Below are 12,205 nucleotides of genomic sequence, written 5' to 3' on the forward strand. Positions count from 1 at the left end.
CGCTTCGCCGAGCTGCATCGCCAGCGCGCTGGCGATGCAGCTCAACTCCCATCAACCCCCAACACCATCGATTAACCTTCGCCCCGGACTTCCACTTCTGATTGGTACGTCTACAGGGGGCAGGTCACTCTGACCTCGCGCTTGAGTACCTTGCAGCGACTGAATACTGCCGGTTACCATCGGTTCGAACAGTTCTCCGATCACACTGCGCCAAGATTTAGGTCCCAGTTTCTGGACGTGCTTGCGCGGTATCAGTATGTTCAGAAGAAGCTCCCGATCGACGACAACCTTGCCAAGCTGATCATTGATCTGACCGCAGGCATTCAACGAGTCATCATCGCACTGTGGATCGCTGCTCACCGCGTTGCCTTCGAACGCGCGGATGACAGCTTGCGGCTCGAAGACTTCATCACGGCAGCTCAAACCTGGCTCGAGCCGCTCGCACCAGCCGTCGCGGCGATTCGGGAAGGAAGCCCATCCAAGATGGCCATGTATGAAGACCTCGTGCTGCGCGACACGCCATTCTGGTCGGAGTTTTGGAGTCGGTTCTCGTGAGTCTCACTTGTCTTGGGAAGGCGCTACCACTGTTGCAGTCCCCCCAGTGCCCCGTCCATTGCTTTCCGGTTTACCTATCAGCAACTATGCGAATCTGAGTCAATGACTTTTCGTGCACTCTCTTGTTGAGAGAACCATCCCTGAAATCGCTTCTTCACTCGTCTCGTACAAGGCCGCGAATACAAGGGCGGCCGACAGCGTAGAGAACATCGCACTCCCTGAGACGTCATCGCTGAACACATGTCTCGTGAGTCCTTCTTGACTCAAGGCATCGAGCCATCGCCGGTCATAGCAGGCCTGGACTTCTTCTAGTTTTAGCAGGTGACGGACAAGGGTGCAGGCTTCAGTATTGATCCCAAGATCTTCGGCTCGATACTTGGCTGCAGAAAAGACGGCATCGAGGGGGAGGACAACAACGCCGCCTAGCAGGTGCGAACAGATATCGAAGAACCGGTACGTCGCGCAATCCGTCGCATCCTTCTCGAACATCAAGTCACTCTCAACCTTGGCCTGCGGCAGCATCTGGGCCGGCGAGGCGTAGAACGCCTCCGCCTGGCTTATGCCAACGCGAGACAGTGTGGCGCCATGTTTGTCACATCTCCATTGCCCAGGCAGTTGGTGTTCTCGACGCCAGTAGGCATAGCCGTGAAAGCCAAGATCCTCGCGCACGCATTCTTGGCAAAGATAAGCTTGCGGTCTTGGCACTCGCAACGTGCCCCCGCTGATCATGGAAGCACGGTACTTTCCTTGCCCCAGCATCCCTCCGGAGACGTCTTTTGTCACTGCACGACGAAGAGGAAACATTGTGTGATGCCGAACATATGACTCAAGGTCCATTGCTGCGATCTTCGCCAAGAGTTCGACGCGAGGTACGTCACAGAAGTTGACCGATTGCCCTGTGAATAGGCGTAACGCTTGACGTCCATCCGCGACGTTCCGACTCAATCCGTTCCACCGGAGGACGGCCCCCCAATAGCCGATGGCAAGCTCGCCAGGCTTGGGGGCAGGTACGACGAGCAATCTGGGGGCCCTTCTAGCCTACAACCGACTGATCGGCGTAGGTCGCAATGCAGAGAGGGACCGAATGACGGTTGACAATGCCTTTGCGTGCCCGGCCGATCCGTCCCACGCAGAACGCAACGCGTCGACAAGCTCTTCGTTGCCCCTCACCGCATCGGCCGTCACGCCGACTTCGAAGCGCTCGACGTAGAGGCACACATCTTCAAGCAAGCGAGATCTACGCAGCCCTCGCCCGTTCAAGATCCGGCTTACCTGCGACTGACTGGCACCAACGGCAGACGCAATTTGCGCCTGGGAAATGCCGCGCTGTCTGCACGCCTCCCTAGCGTTGAGCAACCTGGCGAGCGACGCTGTTTCGAGCATGCATAAAGCATAATCTAGCGCATATTTGCATGTCAACCATCATGCACAAAGACAGGAAAGCGGCCGGGCTGCGCAATCAGAGTAGCTCGCTCGGGGAAGTGGAAGTTGCGCGTCTTGTAAGGACGGTCTCGAGCGCTCGCTGCGTCAAGGGCAGCCGTTGTAGTTGACCTAGTTTCGCCTTCAGCTCTGGAAGGACCTGGTACAACTGCCAGAGTCGCAACGTTGTTGCCCCGTTCTTCGACAGCGACAGCGCAGTCTGAAAGACACGTGCACTGAGCTCCAAATCACGGACATCCCAACGAACCGCTGGGCTCGCCCTGCGGGCACTTTCTTTCGGAGCAGGCGGAAGGTTGGCCCGAAGCCAGGCGGTGTCGTTGCGATACAGCCACGCATAAGCGGCTGGCTCCAGTTTTCTCATCCACTTCAAGCCCTGATGTTCGCCACTTGCCAGAAGGGATAGCCACGTCGAACGTGCGCGCTCTCGGGATCTCGCTTTCCTAGCAGCGACCCATTGGGCGTGCAGCCCCACCTCGGTCATGAGGATGCGAGTGATGGTCCCACTCGAAATGCTATACCGCTGAGCGAGTTCATTTCTGTCGTCGCCAAATTGAAGCGCCTGCAAGATTGAAAGCAGGCTTTCCGCCGTCAGCTTCTTCGACCTACGCTTCGTGGAAATCCCAGAAGATGCTGCCCATGCCATGGCGGTCTTGACGTCCACTCCGTACTCACGCGCTGCTGATGTGGCAGACGCCCCTTCGCTCATGAACGCCACCAGTCGAACGCGCACGTCCTCCTTATCAGTTGCCCCCTGACTGAGTTCCTTGTTCACCTCCGGCCAACAGTCCCTTTCGCTGGGATGCGCGAGTTCCGCTCGAAGATCATCCACGTCGTCAAACAGCCAGCTCGCGACGACCATCCATCGAAGCGGATGCGTTCCACTTCTCATCGGCCGCAGAAGTCGACCCAATTGTGATTTCGCCTCTTCAACGGAGCTCGGCAGAGCTGCTAGTTCCGGAATACGTCGAAGTGGTCGTACATGCTGAAGGAAGGAGCTTGCGGCATCTTCGAGCCGCAGCCTGCCCGATGTAAGAAGCCAGCCATTGGCCAGCATGCGGGATCTCACCGCGGCCTGGAAGCGATGCCGGCTCAACCAGCCATCCTCCGTTATGGACTCCACCAGATCGACGGTCATGGTTGCGAGCTTGAGTGCACTTGCTTGCATCCAGTCCGTTCTCAAAGCCTCAAGACTGTGTTGATCTTCCTCAGCAGGAAGATGCCACTGGAAACGAGCCACCCCGGTCGCTTTCAGCGCCGACTCCTGCACAGGAATCTTGTGCTCCGGGCACATCCAGACCCCGGGGTATTGAAGATGGCCTCGCCAATAGACCCAACCACACTCCACGAGATCACGATGCCTGCACTGAGGGCAAGACTTGAGCGGGTGATGCGCACGAAACCGACTCGTCAGAAGCCCCAATCGATACTTCAGATGTGCCACGGAGGCGCTTCGCATCATGACAACTGCATCCTGCACTTCACCCGCGCCTCGAAACGGAGCGTAGAACTTCAGCACAGTACGCTGTCTGGCAATCTCGTTCGCCGAACCAAGAAGCCCTTGCGTTCGATCCGCGAACACATCCAACGCGCAGGGAAAGTCATGTTGCGTCCCTCGCCTCGGTGAACCGAAAAGAATCTCCGTAGACTGGGATGAGTTCGAAAATCCCCAGAGGCGATGATGCCGACTGCAGAGGCTGAACAGGGTCTCGCCCGTCAACCAAGGAAGAACCGCAGAATTGAATGGCAGAAGCTCCATGGCCATAGCAGCTCAGGTCGACGATCCGTCGCCAGGGAGGGGCATGGGAGCAAGAGCCATGCGCGCGCCCTATGTTCCTATGGATCTCATCCCATATCAAGGAGGTCGCAGCGCGAGTTGTTGAGCATCGGCCGCTCGAGACTGGGTGCAGCCACCTGCGCTTCGAGGCCGAAAGGCCGTAGTTGACCAAAACGGGTCGTCAGTAACACCAAACAGACCGCTGAAAAATTGGTCACAACGCCGCGAAACAACCCCTGATTTCGTGCTCGAACGAACGGAGAAACCTCTCGCGATTCGTCCGAGCAGTGCACTGCCGTGCAGTGTTTCAAAACGTTAGACTGGTGGTGAACGGCGCATCAAGTCGCCGCTGCAAGGGAATTCCATCAAATCAAGCGATCAGGGGGATGACTTGATCTCATTTTTGCATACGGCCGACTGGCAGATCGGTCGAGTGTTCGCGCAGTTTGAGACCGACGACGCGGCCGCTCTATTTGAGGCACGATTCGCTGCCGTGGAGCGCCTGGCCAGTATCGCGGCCGATAGAGGCGTGGACGCAGTGCTGGTCGCTGGCGACGTGTTTGACGCCCAGACGGTGGCCGAGAAGACTATTCGGCGGCTGTTCAACGCCATGCAAGGCTTTACCGGGACCTGGGTCCTGATCCCGGGTAATCACGATGCTGCGCTGGCGGAGTCGGTGTGGAACCGGGCACATCGCTTGGGGGCAATCCCCGACAACGTCATCGTGTGCCTAGAGCCAAGGCCCTTTGTGGTGGCAGGCAAGTTCACATTGCTGCCGGCACCGCTGACCCAGCGCCATACCTATGCCGACCTCACCGAATGGTTCGCGACGCACGTTCCATCGGACGACCTGCCGCGAGTCGGTCTGGCGCACGGCAGTGTGCAGGGCATCCTACCCGCAGACGTGGACTCGACCAATCCGATCGCGGCGGGCCGGGCGCAGAGCGCGGGACTGGCTTACCTGGGGCTAGGAGACTGGCACGGCACCAAGCAGGTGGATAGCAAGACCTGGTACGCCGGCACGCCGGAATCGGACCGCTTTAAAGCCAACGAGTCGGGTCAGGCACTGCTCGTGGCCATAGAGTCGACGTCACTCGAGCCTATTGTCACAGCGGTACCCACCGGAAAATTCAACTGGCGTCAGCTCGAGCAGCATATGGCCGTCGATTCAGACGTCGACGAAGTGGTGCAAGCGTTAGACGGAGTGAGTGGCAATGATGTCCTTCACTTGCGCCTGTCCGGCACCTGCAATCTGGCGGGACACCGCAAGCTGACGGCCGCGCTCGGGGCGGCGCGCGCCAAGGCGCGGGCCATCCTGTGGAACGCTGAGGCGCTCAGGCTCGAGCCAACCGAGGAAGATATTCAAACGCTGCGTGCCGACGGCTTTGTGGGCGAGGCCCTGCAGGAGCTGCGCGAGCAGCAAGCCAGCGCAGAGCCCGAACTGGCGCGTGACGCGCTGCTAGCGCTGGCGCGGATCCTGGACGACCAAGCACCAGCGAAAGGAGCCTGCGCATGAAGCTCAAGCGGGTGCGAATCGAGAATTTCAAGCGCTTTCGGGCCCCGCTGGAGTTGTGCGACTTCGCTGACGGACTGAACCTGTTCGTCGCCCCGAACGAGTCGGGGAAGTCCACCGTAGCCGAAGCCATCCGGGCCGCGTTTTTCGAGCGGCACAAGTCGAGCGCGATCAGTGGCTTGCGTCCGTGGAGCGACAGCTCCGCCACGCCGTCTGTGGAGATCGCTTTCGCACTCGGCGGGAAACCCGCTCGGCTGAGCAAGGCGTTTCTGGGCAAGAAGCGATGCCAGCTCATCATCGATGGCAAGACGCTGGAAGGAGCAGAGGCCGAGGATCACCTGGGAGAGCTGCTGGGCTTCAGCTTCGCCGGAAAGGGCGCCAGCTCGCCCGAGCACATGGGTATCCCCGGGTTGCTCTGGATTAAGCAGGGCACGTCGCATGAAATTGCCAAGGTCGTCGGGTTCGCAAGCGATCATCTGCGCAACGCGATGGGGGACTCCCTTGGCGAACTCGCGGCCACAAGCGGCGATGAGGTCATCAAGGCGGTTGAGACCGAGCGCAATCAGCTGCTGACGCCGTCCACCGAGGCACCGCGCGGTGCATACGGGGAAGCGATCAAGCGCCGCACAGCGCTGCTCGAAGAGCTGCAGTTATTGCGCGTGGAGATTAACGCGTACCGAATCGCCGTGGACCGGCTGGCGGCATTGCGTCTTGATCATGGGCAAGACGGCGAGGCTCGGCCCTGGCTGACCCTGCGCGCGCAACTTGAGCAAGCGCAGGTCAAGCTGGCCGACGCGTTGGGGCTTGCCCAGCGGAGGACCGCGCAAGAGTTGCTGCTCAAGCAGGCTTCGGCGCAGGTTGACGCCCAGCGCCAACAACTGCAGCTCATGGCACGCGACGACGACGCGGTGAAGCTGCGCGAGGAGAAGCTGGAGGCGGCGCAGGACAAGCTGGCGCAGGCCAACGGTCAGCTCCAGGCCTGGGAGCCGCGCCATGCGCAGGCTGAACACGCGAGCATGAGGGCGCGCGACCGACTGGCAGCGGCGCGCCAAGTGGCGACCTGGCAGGCCCAGGAGAAGGCGGTGACCGAGCTCGCGGCCCAAGTACAAGCCCTGAGCCGGAGTCACCGCCAAGCGCAGCTCAAGCAGGAAGAGCTAACAAGCTTGCAGGCCGAGACGCTGTCGCTCGCCATGCCCGGCGCGGAGCTCAAGCGCCTGCGCGAAGTCACGGAGAGCCTGCGCACCGCGCAGGCTCGGTTGGATGCGGTATCAACCGCGCTGGAGTTCCGCCTCCAGCCCAGCGCGAAGGTGCAGGTCGCCGGTGTCCAGGTGAATGCCACCGACCGCCTCACCGTGGTGGAGCGCACGGGCATCGACATTGAGGGGGTGGGGCGCATCACGGTGCTGCCGGGCGGTGAGGGCCTTCAAAGCCTGATTGCGGATCGTGATCAACAGCGCAAAGTCCTGGCGGAGCTGCTCCAGCGCCTGGGTGTGGCGAACTTGGCGGCTGCGGAAGAGCGTGAGCGCCAGCACGTGCAGCGCGCGGCGGAGGCCAAGGCGGCGAAATCCGTCTTGGAGGCCCACGCTCCGAAGGGGGTGGCCGCCTTGGCGGTGGACATAGCGGCGCTGTCGACCAAGCTGACGGAGGCGAAGCAAGCACTGCAGAACTTGACGGAACCTGTCGGGGCTGAAACTGCCGGCGTATCCGTGTCGCAAGCGGAATCGGATGAATCCACGGCGAAGGTCATACTGGAAGATGCGACGTCCCAGCTGAACGACTCCAAGCTCGCGGTGAGCGAAGCGATGGCCCTGCTCAGCGTCGCGAGCGAAGAGCTGGCAGCGGCCCAGGCGACACTGGCCGACCCACTTCGCGCCAAAAGGAAAGCGGACGCCAGCCATGCCCTGACCGATGCCCTTGCGAACGAGACCACGGCGCGGGCAGGTGTGGAAGCACTCGCCGAGCAACTGCGCACGCTCAACGTTGCACTTCTGCAGCAGGACGTCGAGCGGTTTGAGCGGAGCGCCAAGCAGCTTGAGAGCGCGTACGCCCAACGCGGGAGCGACATCATCCGGTTGGAGGCGGACCTGGAGGCCAAGGGCGCCTTGGGGCTGGAAGAGGCCGCCGCGGACAAACAGCGCGAGCTCGACCACATGGAGAGACGGTGCACCGAGCTCGAACGCCGGGCCAAGGCGCTGAGCCATCTTCTCAAGCTGCTCACAGAGAAGCGCGCCGCGCTGGCACGACGCCTGCGCGCGCCACTTCAGCGACACCTGAACCACTACCTACAGATCCTGTTCCCGGGCGCGGGCATCGAGGTGAGTGATGACCTATCACCGGGACGCATCACCCGAGTCGGCACCAACGGCGCGGAGACCGGTGATTTCGAGGAACTCAGCGTCGGGGCACGGGAGCAGATGGGTGTCGTCGCGCGGCTGGCCTACGCGGACCTTCTGCAAGAGGCTGGCAAGCCCACGTTGCTCATCCTAGACGACGCCCTGGTTCACACCGACAAAGATCGACTGGGCCAGATGAAGCGGGTGCTCTACGACGCCGCTCAAAGACATCAGATCCTGGTGTTTAGCTGCCACCCGCACGCCTGGCAGGACCTTGGCGTTGCCGCACGCGAGCTATCTCATGCGCCTGGCTACGGCGGCGGCGAACCCTCTACGCCGTGAGGCCGACCGCCGTTGAGCATCACCCGAGGATAGACAGTGAAAGACCGCAGCGCGATCGCGACGATCAAAGGCTACTTCTACCAGTTCGACCAGACGATCGTGAGTCTGCTCGAGGCGTCCCCTCATGGCAGCGTGACGGTCGAAGGCGTGGAGGACATAGACCTGGATGATCCGGGTGAGAGCGCCTTCGTGCAGTGCAAGTACTACGAAGGCACGGAGTACAACCACTCGGTGATTAAGGACGCGGTCGTGCACATGCTGCGGCATTTCCATGCCGCGGGCTGCTCCAGAGACCAAATGTTCCGGTACCGGCTTCACGGCTATTACCAAAGCGGGCAGCACAAGCTCACGCTTCCCCTGACGGGCGACTTCGTGAAGGAACACTTTCTTACCTTCACGAAGGAAAAGAAGGTCCACAAAGTGCACGAAGAACTGGTGCTCACCGACGAACAGCTGGCCGACTTTCTCGCGCTGCTGGACATCAACGTGAGCGCGCCGTCCTATGACGCTCAGAAGGAGACGTTGATCAAACTGATGGTGCGCGAGATCTCCGGGTGCAACAGCGATGATGCGCGGATCTTCTTCTATCCGATGGCGATCAACGTCGTTCAGGGACTCGCAATCGAAGCGGACGTGGCGCAGCGAAAGGTAACCAAGGCGCAGTTCTTGAAGGCAATCAACCGCAAGGAGGTGGTCTTCAACGCCTGGCTGAGGGATTACATGGGGCGCGAGTACTTCGCGAGGATGGTCCGTCGAAAGTACTTCTCTCATCGCACGACTAAGCTGCCCCAGGCTTCGAGATTCTTCGTGATCGAGATGGGCGAAGAGTTCGAAGTGGCCAAGGCCAGTCGCATGCTCGCCGGGCTTGGGCGGAAGTTCTCGCACACGGAGCATATGCGGACGCCTGCTACCGATCGGTTTTGCCCCTACGTGCTGCTGCGAGGCCTGACGCCCGAACAGTTGGTTGAGCTCAAGGAGAGCCTTTGGAGGCAGGGCGTGGCCTTCATTGACGGCTATCCCTTCCACGGTTCGGCTTTCTCACCCGAGATGCTGGCGGAGCGCCCCACCAAAGAAAGACTCTGGACGCTCAAATTCGTCCCCGATGAGCACGAGCTAGCGCCGACCATGGCTGCCTGCAAAGGCTCGCTCGTCGAGGTCTACGACTTTCACCAAGGCTCGCCGTTGGACTCAGCCCTCCTGCCCAAGGGCACAGGGCTCCATTCGATCAAGAGTGACAGTGCCTATCTGCTTCAGGAGGTCATGCAGGCATGAACGATTCCAATGACATCAAGGCCGAAGTGATTGCTGTCTTCCCGGACAAGGTGAAGATCTCGGTTGGCAACATCTCGGCATTCGCAAACGATAAGAGCCTCAAGGTGGGCTCATATCTGCGCATCACCGATATCGAAGAATGCGCGCTCATCGCGATCATCGAGAACTTCTGCATCGAAGTAACTGCCAGCGGCGAGCGTCGTCACCTCATCGAGGCCTTGCCGCTGGGAATCATCGCTGACGGCAAGTTCATTCGTGGCGGCGATACGCTGACCATCCCTCCCACTGGCGTGGCGCCGGCGACGGACGAAGACATCAAGAAAATCTTCGAGGATTCGATTGAGCCGGCAAAGAAGTTCGCATTCAGCGCGCTGGTGTCCAACGAGAAGATCTCCGTCCCCGTCGACGGGGACCGGTTCTTCAACAAGCATCTTGCCGTCGTGGGTTCCACTGGCGCGGGCAAGTCGCACACCATCGCCAAGATCATCCAGACCGCAGTGCGCGCGAAAGACGGCGATTACTCGCTGAACAACTCCCACGTCGTCATCTTCGACATCCACTCCGAGTACCGGACGGCATTCCCCGACGCGAACTTCCTGGATGCCAGCACACTGACCTTGCCTTACTGGCTGCTCAACAGCGAAGAACTGGAGGAGGTGCTTCTGGATACGGGCGAGCGCGACAACTACAACCAATCGGCAGTGTTTCGCCATTTGGTCACGGAGAACAAGAAGCGCCACAACAAGTGCGCGAAGAACGTCTTCTACGACAGTCCTCTCAAGTTCGACATCCATGAAGTGCTGAACGCGCTGTACAACATCAAGAACGAAACCGTGAACTCGAAGAACGAGGCGCGGTACATGGTGAACGACGGCAGCTACGCGTTGCTGACTGAGGGCAAGACTGATAGTGGCCATGGGCTGCTGCTCACGGCGGATCAGCGCTTGGATCTTTACTTTTCTAAGCGACTCGATTTTCATCCGACCAAGTCGCAAAGCATCACGGGCGGGAGCTACGCTGACAAGACACTGGACAAGTTCTTCACGCGGTTCGAGGGCAAGGTCGAGCAGGACCGCCTGCAGTTCCTCTTCGGTCCGGCTGCGGATACAGCCACGCTGGAAGGTACTCTGATGAGCCTGATCGGCTACGGCGATACGAAGTCCAACGTCACGATCGTCGACTTGAGCGGCGTTCCGTTTGAGGTCCTGAGCATCACCGTGTCACTGATCTCGCGGATCCTTTTCGAATATGGATATCACTACAAAGTGATGCGCACGGCGGCGAAAGAGCAGTTCAATACCGACGCGCCGCTCCTGCTCGTTTATGAGGAGGCTCACAAGTACGTGCCCAACAGCGACCTGGTACGTTTTCGCGCTTCCAAGCTCTCGATCGAGCGCATTGCAAAGGAAGGGCGCAAGTACGGCGTCACGCTGCTTCTGTCGAGTCAGCGGCCGTCAGAAATCTCCGAGACGATCTTCTCCCAGTGCAGCAATTTCCTGGCGATGCGCTTGACCAACCCGAGCGACCAGAGTTACGTCGCCCGCCTGTTGCCTGACACCCTCGGTAACCTGTGCGACAAGTTGCCGACCCTGGGTGCAGGCGAGGCGCTTCTGATCGGTGAGTCGGTGGTGATGCCATCGTTGGTCCAGGTGCAGCGCTGCGATCCTCCACCCTCGTCGACAGATATTCCGTACTACCAGCTCTGGAAGGAAGAGTGGAAGCAACTCAACTTCGAGGGGATCAAAAAGTCGTGGCTCAAGGAATAGGGGAGGCGAGGCTAACCGCCTTAACACGGCCAGACGGGTCAGCACCGGTTGCCGCGTCCAATGGTGGCTTCGCGCCAACAGCGTGAGTACGCGGGCCGAATGTGACCGGCGACACCCGCTGCGAAGCCGAAGACTAATCCGCGCGGTCCAGCCCCAGGTTGTCGACCTGCCGCCCGAGGATCTGTTCATACTGGCGAGTCCCCAAGTGCGGCGATTCGTTCATGCAGCAGGGCAAGAGAGCGCCTTCTGTTTCAACCCGGCCAATTTGATCCAGGATTGCACGGCCTCTCGGGTGGCTGGAGTGACTTCGAACTGAATAGGCCGCAAGGCGCGGGCAGGTTGAAATTGCAGGCCGCTTTAGGCTTTCGCCCATTCAAGGTCTCGGATTGCGAAGCCAACAGCATGAATGGCGAGCTCGGCGTCCTCTTCCATGATGGGTCGATAACCATTTTGGCGCTGCGCATTGCTCTTGTTCCGGCTGTGCAGCTTCGCGCACACCTTGCCCAGGTGACCCACGCAGATTCGCTCATAGGGTGCACCCTCTATAGTCGCAGAGACTTGCGCAAGCTCCCTGCCAATGATCGTGTCGGGCGAGCCACTCTGAGCAAGCCATGAGGAGAGAATCGCCTGCATGGCATCGCGGCAGTTGTCAACGACAGAGCCAGGTGACTCCTTGAAGGCGGAGTCGAGGACGCGCGCGATTGCCTGAGCGACCGCAGGTCGGAGCTGCTCGTCGATCTTGTTGAGGTCGAGCTCAGGCAGGATGCTGAATGCTGACAACGCTTTAAGCGTCACCATCACGGCGCCGCTGTATAGCGCCTCCGTTTGCACGACGCGCCACGCTGACGCTGCGCGCGACGACCCTAGCGCCAAAACCGAACCTTGGCCCTGGTTCGGCCGCTGTAGGATTTCGAAGCAAGACGTATAGACGAACAGCGACTTGTAGGTTGCTTTGTCGTAGCCTGGAATCAAGCCGCGGTCATGGGGGTGGGCGGAAACGATAAGCCTCGAAGGCTGAGCACCGCTGGTTTGCTGATAGAGGCGGCCTCTGCGCGTTCGGCTTACCGGGTCATACGAATCCTCTGTCAACGCCGGTTGAATTTTCCTCAGATTGGCCGGAGTAAATTTCCCCACCTGGTGTGTGCGGGTGATCAGCCCGTGATGGGGTCTCGTGGCTCCTTGGGTGGTCTGCCGGGTCGGCGTTTGATGG

At 60.2% G+C, this 12,205-nt stretch carries 9 protein-coding genes; 5 read left to right on the forward strand and 4 right to left on the reverse strand.

What is annotated here, in order from left to right:
- Positions 1–141 precede the first annotated feature (141 nt).
- Positions 142–555 carry a hypothetical protein gene (locus BHU06_RS21725; protein WP_070401324.1) on the forward strand — a complete coding sequence of 138 codons (414 nt, stop codon included), beginning with the start codon at positions 142–144 and terminating at the stop codon, positions 553–555.
- A 99-nt stretch (positions 556–654) separates the two neighbouring features.
- Here the strand turns inward: BHU06_RS21725 and BHU06_RS22255 are convergent, their stop codons facing one another.
- The 3 genes from BHU06_RS22255 to BHU06_RS22265 form a co-directional block, all read right to left on the reverse strand.
- Positions 655–1,575 carry a TniQ family protein gene (locus BHU06_RS22255; protein ID WP_083293390.1) on the reverse strand — a complete coding sequence of 307 codons (921 nt, stop codon included), beginning with the start codon at positions 1,573–1,575 and terminating at the stop codon, positions 655–657.
- Positions 1,576–1,593: 18 nt separating this feature from the next.
- The gene (locus BHU06_RS22260) at positions 1,594–1,938 is read right to left on the reverse strand and encodes a helix-turn-helix transcriptional regulator (protein WP_083293391.1); all 345 of its coding nucleotides are present in this window, start codon (positions 1,936–1,938) and stop codon (positions 1,594–1,596) included.
- Between the two features lie 76 nt (positions 1,939–2,014).
- On the reverse strand, positions 2,015–3,751 hold the full coding sequence (locus BHU06_RS22265) for a TnsD family Tn7-like transposition protein (protein WP_175442909.1): 1,737 nt from the start codon (positions 3,749–3,751) through the stop codon (positions 2,015–2,017).
- Between the two features lie 421 nt (positions 3,752–4,172).
- Here BHU06_RS22265 and BHU06_RS21730 point away from each other — a divergent pair, with 421 nt between their 5' ends.
- The 4 genes from BHU06_RS21730 to herA are packed head-to-tail and all read left to right on the forward strand — an operon-like array spanning position 4,173 to position 10,995.
- Positions 4,173–5,285 carry an exonuclease SbcCD subunit D gene (locus BHU06_RS21730; protein ID WP_368072913.1) on the forward strand — a complete coding sequence of 371 codons (1,113 nt, stop codon included), beginning with the start codon at positions 4,173–4,175 and terminating at the stop codon, positions 5,283–5,285.
- Positions 5,282–7,957, forward strand: coding sequence for an AAA family ATPase (locus BHU06_RS21735; RefSeq protein WP_070401326.1), 2,676 nt, complete (start codon positions 5,282–5,284; stop codon positions 7,955–7,957). Before BHU06_RS21730 ends, BHU06_RS21735 begins: the two co-directional genes overlap by 4 nt.
- Positions 7,958–7,993: 36 nt before the next feature.
- Entirely contained in the window at positions 7,994–9,229 is a 1,236-nt protein-coding gene (locus tag BHU06_RS21740; RefSeq protein ID WP_070401327.1) for a DUF4297 family anti-phage-associated protein, read from the forward strand.
- A complete protein-coding gene (gene herA / locus BHU06_RS21745) occupies positions 9,226–10,995 on the forward strand; it encodes an anti-phage-associated helicase HerA (RefSeq protein WP_070401328.1) in 1,770 nt (589 codons plus the stop codon). The genes BHU06_RS21740 and herA overlap by 4 nt, the downstream gene beginning before the upstream one ends.
- A gap of 357 nt (positions 10,996–11,352) precedes the next feature.
- Here herA and BHU06_RS21750 read toward each other — a convergent pair.
- A partial coding sequence (locus tag BHU06_RS21750; RefSeq protein WP_217494366.1) for a hypothetical protein occupies positions 11,353–12,205 on the reverse strand: 853 nt, incomplete at its 5' end.

This window comes from Hydrogenophaga sp. PML113 (assembly GCF_001777155.1).
Taxonomy (GTDB): domain Bacteria; phylum Pseudomonadota; class Gammaproteobacteria; order Burkholderiales; family Burkholderiaceae_C; genus Hydrogenophaga; species Hydrogenophaga borbori.